Source organism: Streptococcus sp. D2, from assembly GCF_006385825.1.
Taxonomy (GTDB): domain Bacteria; phylum Bacillota; class Bacilli; order Lactobacillales; family Streptococcaceae; genus Streptococcus; species Streptococcus shenyangsis.
Genome location: NZ_VFSI01000010.1, coordinates 54,593 through 73,788 on the forward strand (window position 1 = coordinate 54,593; position 19,196 = coordinate 73,788).

15 protein-coding genes and 1 pseudogene are annotated in these 19,196 nt (G+C 40.3%); 13 read left to right on the forward strand and 3 right to left on the reverse strand.

Translation table 11 applies throughout. The annotated features are described in order from the left end of the window. The first annotated feature begins 90 nt into the window (after positions 1-90). Positions 91-7,254, forward strand: a complete 7,164-nt coding sequence (gene bgaA, locus FJR73_RS07180; protein WP_140834140.1) for an LPXTG-anchored adhesin/beta-galactosidase BgaA — start codon at positions 91-93, stop codon at positions 7,252-7,254. A gap of 179 nt (positions 7,255-7,433) precedes the next feature. Here the strand turns inward: bgaA and FJR73_RS07185 are convergent, their stop codons facing one another. Next, positions 7,434-7,793: a DUF3397 domain-containing protein gene (locus tag FJR73_RS07185; RefSeq protein WP_125451426.1), complete on the reverse strand. Its 360-nt coding sequence runs from the start codon at positions 7,791-7,793 to the stop codon at positions 7,434-7,436. Between the two features lie 91 nt (positions 7,794-7,884). Between FJR73_RS07185 and FJR73_RS07190 the strand changes: the two genes are divergently transcribed. The 6 genes and pseudogenes from FJR73_RS07190 (at position 7,885) to FJR73_RS07215 (ending at position 12,925) form a co-directional block, all read left to right on the forward strand. Further along, the gene (locus FJR73_RS07190) at positions 7,885-8,841 is read left to right on the forward strand and encodes a TIGR01212 family radical SAM protein (RefSeq protein WP_140834142.1); all 957 of its coding nucleotides are present in this window, start codon (positions 7,885-7,887) and stop codon (positions 8,839-8,841) included. Beyond that, the gene (locus tag FJR73_RS07195) at positions 8,825-9,382 is read left to right on the forward strand and encodes a class I SAM-dependent methyltransferase (protein ID WP_181146619.1); all 558 of its coding nucleotides are present in this window, start codon (positions 8,825-8,827) and stop codon (positions 9,380-9,382) included. The genes FJR73_RS07190 and FJR73_RS07195 overlap by 17 nt, the downstream gene beginning before the upstream one ends. Beyond that, positions 9,375-9,629 (forward strand): hypothetical protein, encoded by a 255-nt coding sequence (locus FJR73_RS07200; RefSeq protein ID WP_000361085.1) that lies wholly within the window; start codon positions 9,375-9,377, stop codon positions 9,627-9,629. The genes FJR73_RS07195 and FJR73_RS07200 overlap by 8 nt, the downstream gene beginning before the upstream one ends. A gap of 11 nt (positions 9,630-9,640) precedes the next feature. Further along, entirely contained in the window at positions 9,641-11,695 is a 2,055-nt protein-coding gene (locus tag FJR73_RS07205; RefSeq protein ID WP_140834146.1) for a sodium:proton antiporter, read from the forward strand. Between the two features lie 27 nt (positions 11,696-11,722). Further along, positions 11,723-12,583: a YihY/virulence factor BrkB family protein gene (locus tag FJR73_RS07210; protein ID WP_140834148.1), complete on the forward strand. Its 861-nt coding sequence runs from the start codon at positions 11,723-11,725 to the stop codon at positions 12,581-12,583. Positions 12,584-12,722: 139 nt separating this feature from the next. Next, positions 12,723-12,925: pseudogene (locus FJR73_RS07215) on the forward strand (hypothetical protein). Between the two features lie 86 nt (positions 12,926-13,011). On the opposite strand, the gene FJR73_RS07220 reads toward FJR73_RS07215, so the two are convergent. Both FJR73_RS07220 and queA read right to left on the reverse strand, forming a co-directional pair. Beyond that, on the reverse strand, positions 13,012-13,620 hold the full coding sequence (locus FJR73_RS07220) for a hypothetical protein (protein ID WP_140834165.1): 609 nt from the start codon (positions 13,618-13,620) through the stop codon (positions 13,012-13,014). 556 nt (positions 13,621-14,176) lie between these two features. Beyond that, positions 14,177-15,205: a tRNA preQ1(34) S-adenosylmethionine ribosyltransferase-isomerase QueA gene (gene queA / locus FJR73_RS07230; protein ID WP_125451442.1), complete on the reverse strand. Its 1,029-nt coding sequence runs from the start codon at positions 15,203-15,205 to the stop codon at positions 14,177-14,179. A gap of 150 nt (positions 15,206-15,355) precedes the next feature. On the opposite strand from queA, the gene FJR73_RS07235 reads away from it, so the two are divergent. The 6 genes from FJR73_RS07235 to FJR73_RS07260 all read left to right on the forward strand — a co-directional run bounded on the left by FJR73_RS07235 (position 15,356) and on the right by FJR73_RS07260 (position 19,183). Next, positions 15,356-16,063, forward strand: a complete 708-nt coding sequence (locus FJR73_RS07235) for a glucosamine-6-phosphate deaminase (RefSeq protein ID WP_140834151.1) — start codon at positions 15,356-15,358, stop codon at positions 16,061-16,063. A gap of 151 nt (positions 16,064-16,214) precedes the next feature. After that, the gene (rpsU, locus tag FJR73_RS07240; RefSeq protein WP_000048054.1) at positions 16,215-16,391 is read left to right on the forward strand and encodes a 30S ribosomal protein S21; all 177 of its coding nucleotides are present in this window, start codon (positions 16,215-16,217) and stop codon (positions 16,389-16,391) included. A 280-nt stretch (positions 16,392-16,671) separates the two neighbouring features. Next, complete coding sequence (gene hprK / locus FJR73_RS07245; protein WP_181146621.1) at positions 16,672-17,607, forward strand: HPr(Ser) kinase/phosphatase; 936 nt, start codon at positions 16,672-16,674, stop codon at positions 17,605-17,607. Then, positions 17,600-18,388 carry a prolipoprotein diacylglyceryl transferase gene (lgt, locus tag FJR73_RS07250; RefSeq protein ID WP_033679925.1) on the forward strand — a complete coding sequence of 263 codons (789 nt, stop codon included), beginning with the start codon at positions 17,600-17,602 and terminating at the stop codon, positions 18,386-18,388. The genes hprK and lgt overlap by 8 nt, the downstream gene beginning before the upstream one ends. Continuing rightward, positions 18,389-18,772, forward strand: coding sequence for a DUF948 domain-containing protein (locus FJR73_RS07255; RefSeq protein WP_020900901.1), 384 nt, complete (start codon positions 18,389-18,391; stop codon positions 18,770-18,772). A gap of 15 nt (positions 18,773-18,787) precedes the next feature. Further along, positions 18,788-19,183 carry a YtxH domain-containing protein gene (locus FJR73_RS07260; RefSeq protein ID WP_140834155.1) on the forward strand — a complete coding sequence of 132 codons (396 nt, stop codon included), beginning with the start codon at positions 18,788-18,790 and terminating at the stop codon, positions 19,181-19,183. Positions 19,184-19,196: the final 13 nt, after the last annotated feature.

The following is a 19,196-nucleotide window of genomic DNA, read 5'->3' on the forward strand; positions in this document are numbered from 1 at the left end:
TTATTGTTTATAAAATTGTATTATAAGATAATTATAATAAAGAGCTTGCTTTTAGAAAAAATGAAAGCGGTTACTTATAAGGAGGGTTACATGCAAAAAGGTAATTGGAACAAAAAGAGCGTTTATAGTATTCGAAAATTTTCAGTTGGTGCTTGCTCAGTACTCATAGGAAGCTGTATGATGTTATTAGGATCAAGCCTTAGTCTAGCTTCTTCTGCTTATGCGAATGAAAATACTAATGAACTGATTTCAATAAGTAAGCAGAATGATGATTCTGAAAATCAAGGAGAGAGCGGACATACATCTGAAGTGATAGCTTCAGAAAAAGCAAGTGAACAAATGGATAATGTATCTCTTAAGGATAATGCAGATATTGTAGGTGTATCTGATCCAGCTCATGCAGATCAGTCCCCAGCTACAGTTGCTGATAAGACAGAGTTTCCTTTAGAAGAAGGTAAGACTGAAGTGAAAAGTAGGATAGAAGAAACGAAGGTATCTGAGGAAAGAAATAAATCTGAGGAAAAACACAAATCTGAAGAAACAAATAAAGCAGAATCACAAGATCCTTCTATTTCAAAAGATAAGAAGGAATTCAAATCTGCTACAAATGAAGTTGTTGATAAGTTAATTGAAGATAGAAACCTTTCTTTCAATCAAAATTGGCACTTTAAACTAAATGCCAATGCTAAAGAAGCTGTTAAACCAGATGCAGATATATCTTCTTGGAAAAAAATGGATCTTCCTCATGATTGGAGTATTCATTTTGATTTTGATCATGATTCACCGTCTCAAAATGAAGGAGGCCAACTGAATGGTGGAGATGGATGGTATCGTAAAACTTTTAAGTTAGACGAAAAAGATTTAAATAAAGATGTCCGTGTGACCTTTGATGGGGTTTACATGGATTCTCAAGTATTTGTTAATGGTCAATTAGTTGGTCACTATCCAAATGGTTACAATCAATTTTCATATGACATTACCAATTATCTTTATAAGGATGGAAGAGAAAATGTTATTTCTGTTCATGCAGTAAACAAACAGCCAAGTAGTCGTTGGTATTCAGGAAGTGGTATCTATCGTGATGTGAGCTTGCAAGTGACAGATAAGGTTCATGTTGAGAAAAATGGTACAACTATCTTAACCCCAAAACTTGAACACCAACAAAATGGCAAGGTTGAAACTCATGTGAGCAGTAAAATCGTTAATACAGATGATAAGGATCATGAGCTCGTAGCAGAGTATCAAATTTTTGAACGGGGCGGTCAGGCAGTTACAGAACTTGTTCGAACTGAGAGTAAGATTCTAAAAGCTAGAGAAACAATTCATTTGGAATCAGCATTAGAGGTTGAAAAACCTAAATTGTGGACAGTGTCGTCCGATAAACCTGCTTTATATGAGATGGTGACTCGTGTTTACAAAGATGGTCAGCTTGTAGATGCTAAGAAAGATTTATTTGGTTATCGTTACTATAACTGGACTCCAGACCAAGGATTCTCTTTGAACGGTGAACACATCAAGTTCCACGGGGTTTCCTTGCACCACGACCATGGAGCATTGGGTGCGGAGGAAAACTACAAGGCTGAATATCGCCGTCTGAAACAGATGAAGGATATGGGAGTGAATTCGATTCGTACAACCCACAATCCAGCAAGTCCTCAAACATTACAGATTGCAGCTGAACTTGGTTTATTGGTTCAGGAAGAAGCTTTTGACACTTGGTATGGAGGTAAGAAACCATACGATTATGGTCGTTTCTTTGAAAAAGATGCAACCCACCCTGAAGCTAAAAAAGGGGAAAAATGGTCAGATTATGATCTACGTACCATGGTAGAAAGAGACAAAAATAACCCAGCTGTCTTTATGTGGTCTATTGGAAATGAGATTGGAGAAGCTAATGGCGATCCCCATTCTCTAGCTACTGTTAAACGTTTGGTTAAAGTAATCAAGGATGTTGATAATACTCGTTATGTGACTATGGGAGCTGATAAGTTCCGTTTTGGTAATGGTAGCGGTGGGCATGAGAAAATTGCTGATGAACTGGATGCGGTTGGATTTAACTACTCAGAAGATAACTACAAAGTTCTTAGAGCCAAGCATCCAAAGTGGTTGATTTATGGTTCAGAGACTTCTTCAGCTACTCGTACTCGTGGAAGTTATTATCGTCCAGAGCGTGAATTGGTACACAGTAATCAAGACTATCGTAACTATGAGCAGTCTGATTATGGAAATGATCGTGTTGGTTGGGGTAAAACAGCAACAGCTTCATGGACTTTTGATCGGGACAATGCTGGTTATGCTGGACAGTTTATCTGGACCGGTACTGACTATATTGGTGAGCCTACGCCATGGCACAACCAAAATCATACACCAGTCAAAAGTTCTTATTTTGGTATTGTAGATACTGCTGGTATTCCAAAAAATGATTTCTATCTTTACCAGAGTCAATGGGTATCTGCTCAGAAAAAACCGATGGTTCACCTACTTCCTCACTGGAACTGGGAGGACCCAACTCTAAAAGATAATGTAGCTGATGCAGATGGTAAAATTCCAGTTCGTGCCTACTCTAACGCTGCAAGTGTGGAGCTATTGTTGAACGGTGAATCCCTAGGACAGAAGACCTTTACTAAAAAACAAACTAGCGATGGACGAACTTACCAAGAAGGTGCTAATACTAATGAATTGTATCTTGAATGGAAAGTTGCTTATCAACCAGGTACCTTGGAAGCAATTGCTCGTGATGAATCTGGCAAGGAAATTGCTCGAGATAAGATTACGACTGCTGGTAAGCCAGCGGCAGTTCGTCTTATCAAGGAAGACCATGCAATCGCAGCAGATGGAAAAGACTTGACATACATCTACTACGAAATCGTTGACAGCCAAGGGAATGTAGTACCAACTGCTAATAATCTGGTTCGCTTCCAATTGCACGGACAAGGCCAACTTGTAGGTGTCGATAACGGGGAACAAGCCAGCCGTGAACGCTATAAGGCGCAAGCAGATGGTTCTTGGATTCGTAAAGCATTTAATGGTAAAGGCGTTGCCATTGTCAAATCAACTGAACAAGCAGGTAAATTCACACTGACAGCCCATTCAGATCTCTTGAAATCTAGTCAAGTAACTGTCTTTACTGGTAAAAAAGAAGGACAAGAGAAGACTGTTTTGGGGACAGAAGTAGCAAGAGTTCGTACATTAATTGGTAAAGAACCAAAAATGCCGAAAACAGTAAGTTTTGTATACAGCGATGGTAGTCGTGAAAAACTTCCAGTAACTTGGTCTCAAGTCGATGTTAGTCAAGCAGGAGTTGTGACTGCTAAAGGTACAGCAAATGGACGTGAGGTAGAGGCTCGTGTCGAGGTTCTAGCAATTGCGAAAGAATTACCAACAGTTAAACGTGTTGCTCCAGGAGCAGACTTGAACACTGTAGATAAATATGTGTCAATACTTGTAACCGATGGAAGTGTACAAGAGTACGAAGTAGATAGCTGGGAGATTGCGGAAGCAGATAAAGCCAAACTTTCAGTAGCTGGATCACGTATTCAAATGACTGGTCAGTTAGCTGGAGAAACTATTCATGCAACCCTTGTAGTAGAAGAAGGAAATGCTGCAGCACCTGTAGTGCCAACTGTTACTGTTGGAGGTGAAGCAGTAACAGGTCTTACTAGTCAACAACCAATGCAATATCGTACTCTTGCTTATGGTGCCCAATTGCCAGAAGTAACAGCAAGTGCTGAAAATGCTGATGTTACAGTTCTTCAAGCAAGCGCAGTAAACGGTATGCGTGCGAGCATCTTTGTTCAGCCTAAAGATGGTGGCCCTCTTCAAACCTATGCAATTCAATTCCTCGAAGAAGCACCAAAAATTGACCATTTGAGCTTGCAAGTGGAACAAGCTGACGGTCTCAAAGAAGACCAAACAGTCAACTTGTCGGTTCGAGCTCACTATCAAGATGGAACGCAAGCTGTATTACCAGCTGATAAGGTGAGCTTCTCTACAAGCGGTGAAGGGGAAGTTGTAGTCCGAAAAGGAATGCTTGAGTTGCATAAACCAGGAGCACTCACTCTGAAAGCTGAATATGAGGGTGCTACGGGTAAAATCAATCTCACTATCCAAGCCAATACTGAGAAGAAGATTGCGCAATCCATCCGTCCTGTGAATGTAGTGACAGATTTACACCAAGAACCTACTCTTCCGTCAACAGTAACGGTTGAGTATGACAAAGGTTTCCCTAAAGCTCACAAAGTCACTTGGCAAGCTATTCCGAAAGAAAAACTAGACCACTATCAAAGCTTTGAAGTGTTAGGTAAGGTTGAAGGAATTGACCTGGAAGCGCGTGCTAAAGTATCTGTAGAAGGCATCGTTTCAGTTGAAGAAGTTAGTGTGACAACTCCAGTCGCAGAAGCACCACAATTACCAGAAAGCGTTCGTACATATGATTCAAATGGTCACGTTTCATCAGCTAAGGTTGCATGGGATGCGATTCGTCCAGATCAATATGCCAAGGAAGGTGTCTTTACAGTTAATGGTCGCCTAGAAGGTACGCAATTAACAACTAAACTCCATGTTCGCGTATCTGCTCAGACTGAGCAAGGAGCAAACATTTCTGACCAATGGACCGGTTCAGAATTACCACTTGCCTTTGCTTCAGACTCAAATCCGACCGATCCTGTTTCAAATGTCAACGATAAATTGATTTCCTTTAATGACCTACCAGCCAACCGTTGGACAAACTGGAATCGTAGTAATCCAGAAGCTTCAGTCGGTGTTCTGTTTGGAGATTCAGGTATCTTGAGTAAACGTTCCGTTGATAATCTAAGTGTCGGATTTCACGAAGACCATGGAGTTGGTGCACCGAAGTCTTATGTGATTGAGTATTATGTTGGTACAACCATTCCAACAGCTCCTAAAAATCCTAGCTTTGTAAGCGGTGAAAATCATGTCTTTAATGATCCTGCTAACTGGAAACCAGTGACTAATCTAAAGGCACCAGCTCAGCTCAAGGCCGGAGAAATGAATCATTTTAGTTTTGATAAGGTTGAAACCCATGCTGTTCGCATTCGGATGGTTAAAGCAGACAATAAGCGTGGAACTTCTATCACAGAAGTACAGATTTTTGCCAAACAAGTTGCGCCAGCCAAACAAGGACAAACAAAAATCCAAGTTGACGGCAAAGCCTTAGCAAACTTCAACCCTGATTTAACAGACTACTACCTTGAGTCTGGAGATGGAAAAGTTCCGGCAGTCACAGCAAGTGTTAGCAACAATGGTCTCGCTACCGTCGTTCCAAGTGTTCGTGAAGGTGAGCCAGTTCGTGTCATCGCGAAAGCTGAAAATGGCGACATCTTAGGAGAATACCGTCTGCACTTCACTAAGGATAAGAACTTACTTTCTCATAAACCAGTTGCTGCGGTTAAACAAGCTCGCTTGGTACAAGTAGGTCAAGCACTTGAATTGCCGACTAAGGTTCCAGTTTACTTCACAGGTAAAGAAGGCTACGAAACAAAAGACCTGACAGTTGAATGGGAAGAAGTTCCAGCGGAAAATCTGACAAAAGCAGGTCAATTTACTGTTCGAGGTCGTGTCCTTGGTAGCAATCTTACTGCAGAGTTCACTGTACGAGTGACAGATAAACTTGGTGAGGCTCTTTCAGATAACCCTAACTATGATGAAAATGGGAATCAGGCCTTTGCTTCAGCAACCAACGATATTGATAAAAATTCTCATGACCGCGTTGACTATCTCAATGACAGAGATCATTCAGAAAATCGTCGTTGGACAAACTGGTCTACAAGACCGTCCACTAATCCAGAAGTATCAACAGGGGTCATTTTCCGTGAAAAGGGTAAGATTGTAGAGCGGACTGTTGCACAAGCCAAACTCCAGTTCTTTGCAGATAGTGGTACAGATGCACCATCTAAACTCGTTTTGGAACGCTATATTGGTCCAGACTTTGAAGTGCCAACTTATTATTCAAACTACCAAGCTTACGAAACAGATCATCCATTTAATAATCCAGAAAATTGGATTGCTGTTCCGTATCACGCGAATAAAGATATCGAAGCGGGTGATGAAATTAATGTGACATTTAAAGAAGTGAAAGCCAAAGCTATGAGATGGCGTATGGAGCGTAAAGCAGATAAGAGCGGTGTTGCGATGATTGAGATGACCTTCCTTGCACCGAGCGAATTGCCTCAAGAAAGCACTCAATCGAAGATTCTTGTAGATGGAAAAGAACTTCCAGATTTTACTGAAAATCGTCAAAACTATCAAATCACCTATAAAGGTCAACGTCCAAAAGTCTCAGTTGAAGAAAATAATCAAGTAGCTTCAACAGTTGTAGATAGTGGAGAGGATAGCCTTCCAGTACTTGTTCGCCTAGTTTCAGAGAGTGGAAAACAAGTCAAGGAATACCGTATCCAGTTGACTAAGGAGAAACTAGTTTCTGAGAAGACAGTTGCTGCAGTACAGGAGGATTTACCAAAATTAGAAGTTCTTGAACAAGATTTGGCCTACAAGACAATTGAGAAAAAAGATTCAAGGCTTTATCTTGGTGAAACTCGTTTAGAACAAGAAGGACAAGTTGGTAAGGAACGAATCCTTATCTCTATCAATCCTGACGGAAGTAAGGAAGAAAAATTCCGTGAAATAGTTCAGACTCCAACAAACCGTATTGTCGTTGTCGGAACTAAACTAGGAACCGCTCTTCCAGAGGACGAATCCAATGCTCTAGTTTTCAACAGACCAGAACTTATGGTTGAGGAAGAAACAATTGACTTCCAGATCCAGGAGCGTAAGTCTGACAAGTTATATCTAGGTGAAACTCGCATCCTTCAAGAAGGAAGACAAGGTCTCCGTGTTCACTTGATTGAAGTAGAAAATGGCAAGCGGACTGATAAAGAAAGCTATGATAAAGTTATAGCTCAGGACCGTATTGTAGAGGTTGGTACAGCTATAAAGGATACAAAATCAGCTTCTCAAGAACAGCTTAAAGCAGCTCCTAAAGAAGCTAGTAAGTCTGTGCTACAAGATCAAGATGTTCAAAAACCAGAATCTCAAGAAACTACAAAACAACAAGTATCAACTGAGAAAACGGATGTAAAACAAGTGAGCTCACGTTCAGTTGAAGCCCAGCAAGATGAAAAGAATTACTTGCCAAACACTGGAACAGAGGCAGAACAGGCAGCAGTAGCAGCAGGTTTAGCTCTTCTAGGTTTGAGTGCAGGCTTAGTAGCCACTAAAGGTAAAAAAGAAGACTAGAAATTTTGATACTTTCTTTATCGTTAAAGATTAGAGAGAAGTTCTTGTCTTAGATAGAAGATAAATCCCTTGGAATATAAGTTTCTAAGGGATTCTCTTTGTATAAAATTGTATAGTGTTATTGTCTATCCTATTTTGTAGAGAAAGCAAAAATCCCTAGAAAATGTTTAGGGATTCGATTATTTCATTAAGAACAATTCAACAATCATCTCGATATACATGACAAGGATTACTAAGAATCCTGCACGCCAGAAGAATTTGATGAATTTAGGATAGTAAAAGCTACGTTTTTTCAAAAGGAAGAAAAAGACGAGAATAATAGCTAGGACCGAGAGGGCTAGCCCCAGTCTAGGGAGGAAATTATGGGTAAAAGTTTTAGCTGTAATCAAGTAATACTCAAATATTAAAACTGGAAAAGCCAAATCCGCAAAGTTTCGTCCTAGTTTTTTTAATCTAAAAAGTTTGGTTATGATAATGCAGACGACTAAGGTCAGTATCAATAATAAAATAGATGCTAATTTCATTAAAATCATACCCATATTGTATCATAAAAAAAGGCTAATGGAAACGAGAAACAGAGGAATTTATAGGAAAGTCAGGCTTTTGAGATTGTGGGTGATTTTTGTTATAATGAAAGTTATGAAATCTTATAATACCTTGAATGATTATTATCGAAAACTCTTTGGAGAAAAGACTTTTAAAGTCCCTATTGATGCGGGATTTGACTGTCCCAATCGTGATGGGACTGTGGCTCATGGAGGCTGTACTTTTTGTACGGTTTCAGGTTCTGGAGATGCTATCGTAGCACCGGACGCGCCTATCCGTGAGCAATTTTATAAGGAAATTGACTTTATGCACCGCAAGTGGCCAGATGTTCAGAAGTACTTAGTTTATTTTCAAAATTTTACCAACACCCATGAAAAGGTGGAAGTCATCCGAGAGCGATATGAACAGGCTATTAACGAGCCAGGTGTGGTAGGAATCAATATCGGAACGCGCCCAGACTGTTTACCAGACGAAACTATCGAATACTTGGCTGAATTATCGGAGCGCATGCATGTGACGGTAGAGTTGGGCTTGCAGACTACTTATGAAACAACCTCTGACCTGATTAACCGCGCTCACTCTTATGAATTGTACGTGGAAACAGTCAAACGTTTGAGAAAGTATCCCAAGATTGAGATTGTTTCACATTTGATCAATGGTTTGCCTGGTGAAACCCATGAGATGATGCTTGAAAATGTCCGCCGATGTGTCACGGATAACGATATTCAAGGGATTAAACTGCACTTGCTTCACCTGATGACCAATACGCGTATGCAACGAGATTACCACGAGGGACGTTTGCAGTTGATGAGCCAGAACGAATATGTTAAGGTCATCTGTGACCAACTGGAAATCATTCCCAAGCATATTGTCATCCATCGAATCACGGGAGATGCACCTAGGGATATGCTGATTGGCCCTATGTGGAGCCTCAATAAATGGGAAGTCCTAAACAGTATTGAGATGGAGATGCGGCGTCGTGGAAGCGTTCAAGGATGCAAGGCTGTAAAACAGGAGTTTGAAAATGAAAAGACCACTTGAGATTGCACATGACTTTTTGGCTGAGGTAGTAACTCAGGACGATATTGTAGTGGATGCGACCATGGGAAATGGTCATGACACACTTTTTTTAGCCAAACTAGCCAAGAAAGTCTATGCCTTTGATATTCAAGAACAAGCCTTGGAAAAGACCCAAGAGCGTTTGAACCAAGCTGGAATGACAAATGCCCAGTTGATTTTACAAGGTCATGAAACACTGGACCAGTTTGTGACAGAAGCCAAGGCAGGGATTTTTAATCTGGGCTATCTGCCGTCAGCTGATAAGTCTGTCATTACCCGACCTCAGACAACGATTGAAGCATTAGAAAAGTTATGCCATTTGCTTGTCAAAGGGGGACGGATTGCTATTATGATCTACTATGGTCATGAAGGAGGCGACATCGAGAGGGATGCTGTCTTGGATTTTGTGAGCCAGTTGAATCAACAAGAGTATACTGCTGCCATTTACCGAACTTTAAACCAAATCAACAATCCACCATTTTTAGTGATGATTGAAAAATTAGAGAGATATAGACATGGATAAACAATACCTACGTGAAAAGCTGGATGCCATGCGCCAGAATTTTGTTGAATCAACCCACCACGAACGAGCAGTGGGTGTGCTAGATCAAGCGCATATGAGCAAAAAAATGCTTAAAATCAAGAAAAAATTAGTTGCTCTTGAAATGGAACGGTGCCAGAGAAAAATTGAGCACAAAGATTGTTCCAAGATTGACCAAAAAATCAAAGAGCAGAAGGAGATATTTGAATCCTGTTGTAAAAAAGATTAAGGAGGAAGTGCGTGGAATTACTAATTTACCTCATCCTATTTTTACTGGTTTTGATTGTCTCAAGTACAACCAATAAGCTCCTGCCCTTTTTGCCTCTCCCTTTGGTGCAGATTCTTTTGGGAATTGTGATTGGTCTCTTTTTACCCAATACCGACTTTCACCTCAATACGGAGTTGTTTTTGGCCCTGGTTATCGGGCCCTTGCTTTTCCGAGAGTCGGAGGAAGCAGATATTACGGCTATTTTAAAACACTGGCGAATCATTATCTATCTCATATTTCCAGTGATTTTTATCTCGACTCTGAGTTTGGGTGGCTTGGCCCATCTTCTTTGGCTTAGCCTTCCCTTGGTGGCTTGCTTGGCTGTTGGGGCAGCCCTTGGGCCTACGGACTTGGTGGCTTTTGCTTCTCTTTCGGAGCGCTTTAGCTTTCCTAAGCGCGTGTCCAATATCCTTAAGGGTGAAGGACTCTTGAATGATGCTTCTGGTTTGGTGACCTTTCAGGTAGCCTTGACAGCTTGGACAACAGGAGCCTTTTCCCTTGGGCAAGCTAGTAGTTCGCTTATCTTTTCAATCCTAGGCGGTTTTTTAGTTGGCTTTTTAACAGCCATGACCAACCGTTTCCTCCATACCTTCTTGCTGAGTGTGCGAGCAACGGATATTGCCAGCGAACTTTTATTAGAATTGAGTTTGCCTCTGGTGACCTTCTTCCTGGCAGAAGAAGTCCATGTTTCAGGAATTATTGCCGTGGTGGTTGCTGGGATTTTAAAGGCAAGCCGTTTTAAGAAAATTACTCTCCTTGAAGCCCAAGTGGATACGGTGACTGAGACGGTCTGGCATACAGTGAACTTTATGCTCAACGGTTCTGTCTTTGTGATTTTAGGGATGGAGTTGGAAATGATAGCAGAACCTATCTTGATCAATCCAATCTATAATCCTCTACTCTTACTAGTATCTCTTTTAGCCCTTACCTTTGTCCTCTTTGCCATTCGTTTTGTCATGATCTATGGCTATTTTGCCTATAGGACTAGACGACTCAAGAAAAAGCTAAATAAGTATATAAAGGATATGCTTCTCCTGACCTTCTCAGGTGTTAAGGGAACCGTGTCGATTGCTACGATTCTTTTGATACCAAGTAATCTAGAGCAGGAGTATCCTCTCTTACTTTTCCTCGTTGCAGGTGTGACGCTGGTAAGCTTTTTAACAGGTCTCTTAATCCTGCCTCATCTTTCTGATGAACAAGAAGAAAGTAAGGACCATCTCATGCATATTGCTATTTTGAATGAAGTAACGATAGAGTTGGAAAAAGAGTTGGAAGACACTAGAAATAAACTCCCTCTCTATGCAGCTATTGACAATTACCATGGACGAATAGAGAACCTTATCCTGAACCAAGAAAATAAGGGAGAGCAAGAGGACTGGGAGGCCTTGAAACTTCTTATCCTCAGTATTGAGAGTGATGGTCTGGAACAGGCTTACGAAGAAGACAAGATGAGTGAGCGTGCCTATCGAGTTTACCAGCGTTATTTGAAAAACATGGAACAAAGCATCAATCGCAAGTTTGCTTCACGATTGACCTATTATTTCCTTGTTTCCTTGCGTATTTTACGTTTTCTCCTTCACGAAGTCTTTACCTTTGGCAAGACCTTCCGTAGTTGGAAAAATGAAGAATCACAGAAACTCAGAGCCCTTGACTATGACCAAATTGCAGAGCTCTATCTAGAAAATACAGAGATGATTATCGAAAGTTTGGAGAATCTAAAAGGGGTTTATAAGAGTTCCTTGATTAGCTTCATGCAGGATTCTCGTCTCCGTGAAACAGCTATCATCACCAGTGGTGCCTTTGTCGAACGGGTTATCAATCGTGTCAAACCCAACAATATCGATGAAATGCTGAGAGGCTATTATTTGGAGCGCAAGTTGATTTTCGAATACGAAGAAAAACGATTAATTACGACCAAGTATGCCAAGAAGTTACGACAAAATGTCAATAACTTAGAGAACTATTCCTTGAAGGAAGCTGCCAATACCCTGCCTTATGATATGGTGGAATTGGTAAGAAGAAATTAATCAAGATTATAAGTGAAGGAGTGTTACATGAAGAAGTGGTGGAAAGGGCTGATAGACAAGCCTTTATTAAAAGCCTTTTTGCATTATTATCAAGCATCAGATAGTGAGTTGACCAGTGTCGCAGTAGCCTACTATTGGTTGATTTCGATTTTTCCCCTGCTTTTGGTGGTGGTCAATATCCTCCCTTATTTTCAGATTCCAGTTTCCAATTTTTTAAAGGTCGTTAATGAATTCTTGCCAGAAACCATGTATGATGTGGTCGCAAAGATTATTACAGAAGTGCTGACCCAACCGTCAACAGGCTTATTGAGTTTTGCGGTTTTGTCAGCCCTCTGGACCTTTTCAAAATCCATGAATTTCCTACAGAAAGCCTTTAACAAAGCTTACGGAGTTGCTAAAAATCGTGGAATGATTTCCTGTCAGCTCATGAGTTTGTTTGTCAGTTTTGGCTTGCAGATTCTCTTCGCCTTAGCTCTGTTTTTGAGTGTCTTTGGCCGCATGCTTCTCAACCTTATCAAGAGCTACTGGAAATCGGATAGTCCTATCTTTGATTATCTGCAAGACCTAACAGGCCCCTTGATCTATGCCTTGATTTTCGCTATCTTGGTCATGCTTTATTATTTCCTGCCTAATGTTACGGTCCGACGAATTCGCTATGTGTTGCCAGGTAGTGTCTTTGTCTTGTTGACTCTGGTCTTACTACTCAATATCTTTTCAGTCTATATCAATAATTATGTCAATCACCTAGTGGACGTCCGCTTTTTCAGTTCCGTTGTCGTGGTGGTCATGATGTTCTGGTTTATTCTCATCGCTAAGATTTTAATTGTCGGTGCAGTTATCAATGCTAGTGTCCAGAGTTTGAAAGATCTGAATTTTAGAAAAGACTAACGAATTTTTAATTCATTACAAAACGCATAATATCAAGGTTGATGCACGAAAATTCCACGAAGCCAACTATAGTCAGAAAGCTGAACAACAAGCCAAAACGTCCAAAAAAGGCGGCAAAAAGCAAGCACCTGCAAGCAACGTGCCGAAATGGTCAAATACTGGTTATGTCAACGAATTAGACCCAAAAATCGTTGATATGCTAGTAGAATTTCACAAGTCACAATGCACTTTGGAAACTCCCGAGGCGCAAGCAGAAATCGCCCAAAAACGTGAAGAAATCGAGCAAAGGAGAACTGAGCTTGAGGATAAAAACAAGAGCTTTTGAACCGCTTGAACAAATAGAGTTTCGCAAGTATTATGCTTACAAATTACTTGAGTAATTAACTAAAATATAAACCCTGCCTTTATATCTAGGCAGGGTTTATATTTTAGAAATTCACGTAGCTTGTTTCGTTTTTTACATACCCAGTATAGTCTGAGTTTCTATAGAATTCAGTGATAAACTTCCATTTTCTTTGAGAAATATGGATATAAGTACTTGTTATGTAGTATGGATATGGACTTTGTGAATCCAAGTAAGCCTGATAAGCTTGTATACCCCAAAATGCTCCACCAATTATTACACCCCATGGACCTCCCAATACAGCACCTATCTTACCAATTATAAAACTTAGTCCAGCATCAGCCATGAAATTAGCGAATGTGTTAGCTTGTTTATTCCCATGTATTGTGTTGACGTAATTCCAAACATTAGGATCGTATGATCTAAAAGATATATTTAGGTCGATTTCATTCTTTTGATAATCCATATAAAATGACCCATTGATATAGACACCATCAGCACGTTGTTCAATAGTGTCTACACTTCCATCTGGATTGACCACCTCAAGAACTTCATCACTTAAAATATTTACTTGCGTATCTCCGAACCGCACTGATGAGCCATTCTCAAACTGAGCCTCACCAGATACAACTTTAGAGTTTGCCGATAAGCTATCATCAGCAAAAACAACAAGCGACGGGGAAATGCTAGACATACAGAAAACAGATATAACTAGCAAACACATGCATTTAAACATCTTAGACATAACGGAAACTCCTTTGTATTTTTGATTTTTTTCAACTTTTGTTATACAATAAAACCAAACAAAAAGAAAGCGGTAACAATATGCTTAATGCGAAAATTTTTTATATATTTTTATATTTGATCGTTATCGAAACTATAGGCTTGTTGTTGTTGAAAAAAGGTCTCGAAATGGGTTATTTTGGCACAGAAGCTATTATCCTCGCAATTTTTTCATTTGCTTTTTACAACCTATGTTCATTCGCTTGGGTCTGCTCTACAATAAAAAAACAATAAAAAATAAATAGACGTATTTTCAAAAAAAGATTGCATATTTATCTAAGTAAAACGACGATTTAAATCGTCGTTTTTTTGTATAACCCCCTGAAATTTATTTTAATTATGCAAATTTCACGTATTTTTGGTGCTGAGACAACGATTCTGAGAGCTTTTCAGACTTTGTCTATCATTAGAAAAGCTTAGAGCACCAAAGGATAATACCTGATAATATGCGTTTTTTCATTATGAAATTAATAGATAAACATGGCATCGCCAAAACTAAAGAAGCGGTAGTGTTCTTGGATGGCATGGTGGTAGGCATCTAATACTAATTCGCGACCTGCAAAGGCAGAAACCAGCATGACCAGAGTAGATTTTGGGAGGTGGAAGTTGGTTGAGAAGGCATCGACAACCTTCCATTCATAGCCAGGTTTGATAAAGATATTGGTCCAGCCAGAATCTGCTTGGATTTGCCCAGCAAACTTGGAACCAATAGTCTCTAAAGTGCGGATGGAAGTAGTTCCGACAGCGATGACACGACCACCGTTTTCTTTAATAGAGTGAAGGGTTGCAGCTGCTTCCTCAGAAAGCTGGTAGAATTCTGAGTGCATTTCGTGTTCATCCAGATTGTCCACAGAAACAGGTCTAAAGGTTCCGAGTCCGACATGGAGAGTCAAATAGACCAGATGAACTCCTTTAGCTTGGATTTCTGCTAGCAGTTCTTTGGTGAAGTGAAGTCCAGCAGTTGGTGCTGCAGCAGAGCCACTTTCCTTGGCGTAGACGGTTTGATAGCGTTCACGGTCATCCAGTTTTTCGTGGATATAAGGTGGCAGAGGCATTTCTCCCAGACTTTCCAAGACTTCTAGGAAGATTCCTTGGTATTCAAAGCGGACAATACGGCCCCCGTGGGTCAATTCTTCTGTCACGACAGCGCTGAGGCGACCATCACCAAAGCTGACACGAGTGCCAACCTTGAGGCGTTTGGCAGGTTTAGCCAGAACTTCCCACTCATCTCCACTAGTGTTTTTGAGCAGGAGAAGCTCTACATGGCCTCCAGTTTCTTCCTTTTGACCATAGAGGCGGGCGGGGAGAACGCGGGTGTCGTTCATAACAAGGGCATCACCAGGTTCCAGCATATCAATAATAGAGTGGAAGTGTTTATCCTGCATTTCTCCTGTCTCACGATTGACGATGAGGAGTTTAGAGGCATCCCGTTTTTCAAGGGGCGTTTGGGCAATCAATTCCTCAGGCAAGTGGAAATCAAAATCAGCTGTATTCATATATCTGTTCATTCTTTCTAAGTTCTAATCCTATCCATTATAACATGTTTCAAGTATAGGCGCTCTTTTTTTGGAAATTAAATCGTTTTCACTTGACAAAAATTGGTCTATACCATATAATAAATATAGATTGAAACGGAGGATGAAAAGATGAAAGTTATTAAAGTTGAAAACCAAATCGAAGGTGGAAAAGTTGCTTTTGAGATTTTGAAGGAAAAATTGGACAACGGCGCTCAAACTCTAGGACTTGCGACAGGAAGCAGTCCGCTTGAATTTTACAAGGAAATTGTTGAGAGTGACCTTGATTTTTCAAATCTAACTAGTGTGAACCTTGATGAGTATGTAGGCCTTGATGGGGACAACCCACAGTCTTATCGTTACTTCATGCAAGAAAACTTGTTCAACCAAAAACCATTTAAAGAAAGTTTCTTGCCTCGTGGAGTTAAGGACAATGCTGAAGCTGAAGTTGAACGCTACAACCAAATTTTGGCTGATCATCCAGTTGATCTGCAAATCTTGGGAATCGGTCGCAATGGACATATCGGATTTAATGAGCCAGGAACTGCCTTTGATAGCCAAACACATCTTGTAGAACTTGATCAGTCTACTATCGAAGCTAATGCGCGCTTCTTTGACAAGATTGAAGACGTCCCAACCCAAGCTATTTCAATGGGGATTAAAAATATTTTGGATGCCAAGTCAATCCTGCTCTTTGCTTACGGTGAATCGAAAGCAGAAGCTATTGCTGGAACAGTGTCTGGCCCAGTGACTGAAAGTCTACCAGCAAGTAGTTTACAAAACCACCCTGATGTGACCATCATCGCAGATGCTGAAGCACTTAGCTTACTTGAAAAATAAAAAAGTGAAACCATTCAGTATTTTTTATTGAACGCTTTCAAGACTTGTATAAATGGCAGAAAAAATCTAAATTTAACCGCATTTTTTCTTGACAATTATTCCTTTTACGTGTAGAATAGAATAGATCTTGAACTTGAAGGGAGTGAAAAAAATGTCTAAAACAGTAGTACGTAAGAATGAATCTCTTGACGACGCACTTCGTCGTTTCAAACGTGCGGTTACTAAAGCTGGTACTCTTCAAGAAACACGCAAACGTGAATTCTATGAAAAACCTTCTGTAAAACGTAAACGTAAGTCAGAAGCAGCTCGTAAACGTAAAAAATTCTAATTGAAATGAAAGGCTAGAGTAATCTAGTCCTTTTTCTTTTAATACTCTTCGAAAATCTCTTCAAACCACGTCAACGTCGCCTTGCCGTATATATGTGACTGACTTCGTCAGTCTTATCTACAACCTCAAAACAGTGTTTTGAGCAGCCTGTGGCTAGTTTCCTAGTTTGCTCTTTGATTTTCATTGAGTATAAATAAATACTCCAAAGCCTGCAAAAATCTCAAATATCCTCCTACAATTTGATATAATAGTAAAAAGAACTTGATTGAAGGAGGAAATGATGTCGGTTTTAGTAAAAGAAGTGATTGAAAAGCTTAGACTAGACATTGTCTATAGCGAACCAGAATTGCTTGAAAAGGAAATCAATACAGCGGACATTACGCGACCTGGTCTTGAAATGACAGGTTATTTTGACTACTACACGCCAGAGCGGATCCAGCTCTTGGGGATGAAGGAGTGGTCTTATCTGATTAGCATGCCTTCTAACAGCCGTTATGAAGTTTTGAAAAAAATGTTTCTACCTGAGACACCTGCGGTCATTGTTGCCCGTGGTTTGGTGGTGCCAGAGGAGATGCTAAAGGCAGCCAGAGAATGTAAGATTGCCATTTTAACTAGCCGTACAGCTACCAGTCGTTTGTCTGGAGAATTATCTAGTTATCTGGATTCTCGTTTGGCGGAACGCACCAGTGTTCACGGTGTCTTGATGGATATCTATGGGATGGGTGTCTTGATTCAAGGCGATAGTGGTATCGGTAAGAGTGAGACAGGCTTGGAGCTGGTCAAACGTGGGCACCGCTTGGTAGCAGATGATCGGGTAGATATTTATTCTAAGGATGAATTAACTCTTTGGGGAGAACCTGCTGAAATCTTGAAACACTTGATTGAAATTCGTGGGGTTGGGATTATCGATGTCATGAGCCTCTACGGTGCGAGTGCTGTAAAAGATTCTTCACAAGTTCAGCTGGCTGTCTACTTGGAAAATTACGATACACATAAGACTTTTGATCGTCTTGGAAACAATGCGGAGGAAATAGAAATTTCTGGCGTAGCCATTCCTCGTATCCGCATCCCAGTGAAAACAGGTCGTAATATCTCTGTAGTAATAGAGGCAGCTGCCATGAACTATCGTGCCAAGGAAATGGGCTTTGATGCGACGCGTTTATTCGAAGAACGCTTGACAAATCTTATTGCTCAGAACGAGGTGCACGATGCTTGATCCAATTGCTATTCATCTAGGTCCTCTAGCTATTCGTTGGTATGCCTTGTGTATTGTAACGGGCTTGATTCTTGCGGTTTATTTGACCATGAAAGAAGCGCCTAGAAAGAAGATCATACCAGACGATATTTTAGATTTTATCTTAGTAGCCTTTCCCTTGGCTATTTTAGGAGCTCGTCTCTACTATGTCATTTTCCGTTTTGATTATTATAGTCAGAATTTGGGAGAGATTTTTGCCATTTGGAATGGTGGTTTGGCCATTTACGGTGGTTTGATAACTGGTGCCCTTGTACTTTATATCTTTGCTGATCGTAAACTTATCAATACTTGGGATTTTCTAGACATTGCGGCACCAAGTGTCATGATTGCCCAAAGTCTGGGACGCTGGGGCAATTTCTTTAACCAAGAAGCCTATGGTGCAGCAGTGGATAATCTGGATTATCTACCTGCCTTTATCCGTGACCAGATGTATATTGAGGGGAGCTACCGTCAACCGACCTTCCTTTATGAGTCTTTATGGAATCTACTTGGATTTGCCTTGATTTTGATATTCAGACGAAAATGGAAAAGTCTCAGACGAGGTCATATCACGGCCTTTTACTTGATTTGGTATGGTTTTGGTCGTATGGTCATCGAAGGTATGCGGACAGATAGCCTCATGTTCTTTGGTCTTCGAGTATCTCAATGGCTATCAGTTGTCCTTATCGGTCTTGGTATTTTTATCATTCTATATCAAAATCGAAAGAAGGCCCCTTACTATGTTACAGAGGAGGAAAACTAAATGTTAGAAGTTGCATATATTCTTGTCGCCCTTGCTTTGATTGTATTTTTAGTGTATCTAATTATTACTGTACAAAAGCTTGGACGTGTGATCGATGAAACAGAGAAAACGATTAAAACCTTGACTTCAGATGTGGATGTGACCTTGCATCACACCAATGAATTGCTAGCTAAGGTCAATGTCTTGGCAGATGATATCAATGTCAAGATGGCAACAATTGATCCACTCTTTAGTGCTGTTGCAGATTTATCTCTATCTGTTTCAGACCTCAATGACCATGCGCGTGTCTTGAGCAAGAAAGCTTCATCAGCTGGTTCAAAAACCATTAAGACTGGTGCAAGTTTATCAGCTCTTCGTCTTGCAAGTAAATTTTTCAAAAAATAAAAAAGGAGAATCCTTATGGGTAAACTATCCTCAATCCTTTTAGGAACCGTTTCAGGTGCAGCTCTTGCCTTGTTTTTAACAAGCGACAAGGGCAAACAAGTCTGCAGTCAGGCTCAAGATTTTCTAGATGATTTGAGAGAAGATCCTGAGTATGCCAAAGAGCAGGTCTGTGAAAAACTGACAGAAGTTAAGGAACAAGCTACAGATTTTGTTCTAAAAACCAAAGAACAGGTTGAGTCAGGTGAAATCACTGTGGACAGTGTACTTGCTCAAGCCAAATCATGTGCTCGTCAAGCGACAGAAGCATCAAAAGATCGATTCAATAATCTCAAGGGGCAATGGCAAGAAAAGGCTGAAACTCTTGATGAATCAGAAGAGATTGTGATTGATATCGAAGAAGAAAAAATCTAAATTTGACGAGAAT

Coding starts and splice junctions, on each gene's coding strand:
- bgaA (WP_140834140.1), top strand. CDS start 91: ATGCAAAAAGGTAATTGGAACAAAAAGAGCGTTTATAGTATTCGAAAA.
- FJR73_RS07260 (WP_140834155.1), top strand. CDS start 18,788: ATGGGTAAACTATCCTCAATCCTTTTAGGAACCGTTTCAGGTGCAGCT.
- FJR73_RS07220 (WP_140834165.1), bottom strand. CDS start 13,620: ATGTCTAGCATTTCCCCGTCGCTTGTTGTTTTTGCTGATGATAGCTTA.
- queA (WP_125451442.1), bottom strand. CDS start 15,205: ATGAATACAGCTGATTTTGATTTCCACTTGCCTGAGGAATTGATTGCC.
- FJR73_RS07255 (WP_020900901.1), top strand. CDS start 18,389: ATGTTAGAAGTTGCATATATTCTTGTCGCCCTTGCTTTGATTGTATTT.
- FJR73_RS07185 (WP_125451426.1), bottom strand. CDS start 7,793: ATGGGTATGATTTTAATGAAATTAGCATCTATTTTATTATTGATACTG.
- FJR73_RS07200 (WP_000361085.1), top strand. CDS start 9,375: ATGGATAAACAATACCTACGTGAAAAGCTGGATGCCATGCGCCAGAAT.
- FJR73_RS07190 (WP_140834142.1), top strand. CDS start 7,885: ATGAAAGTTATGAAATCTTATAATACCTTGAATGATTATTATCGAAAA.
- hprK (WP_181146621.1), top strand. CDS start 16,672: ATGTCGGTTTTAGTAAAAGAAGTGATTGAAAAGCTTAGACTAGACATT.
- lgt (WP_033679925.1), top strand. CDS start 17,600: ATGCTTGATCCAATTGCTATTCATCTAGGTCCTCTAGCTATTCGTTGG.
- FJR73_RS07235 (WP_140834151.1), top strand. CDS start 15,356: ATGAAAGTTATTAAAGTTGAAAACCAAATCGAAGGTGGAAAAGTTGCT.
- FJR73_RS07210 (WP_140834148.1), top strand. CDS start 11,723: ATGAAGAAGTGGTGGAAAGGGCTGATAGACAAGCCTTTATTAAAAGCC.
- FJR73_RS07195 (WP_181146619.1), top strand. CDS start 8,825: ATGAAAAGACCACTTGAGATTGCACATGACTTTTTGGCTGAGGTAGTA.
- rpsU (WP_000048054.1), top strand. CDS start 16,215: ATGTCTAAAACAGTAGTACGTAAGAATGAATCTCTTGACGACGCACTT.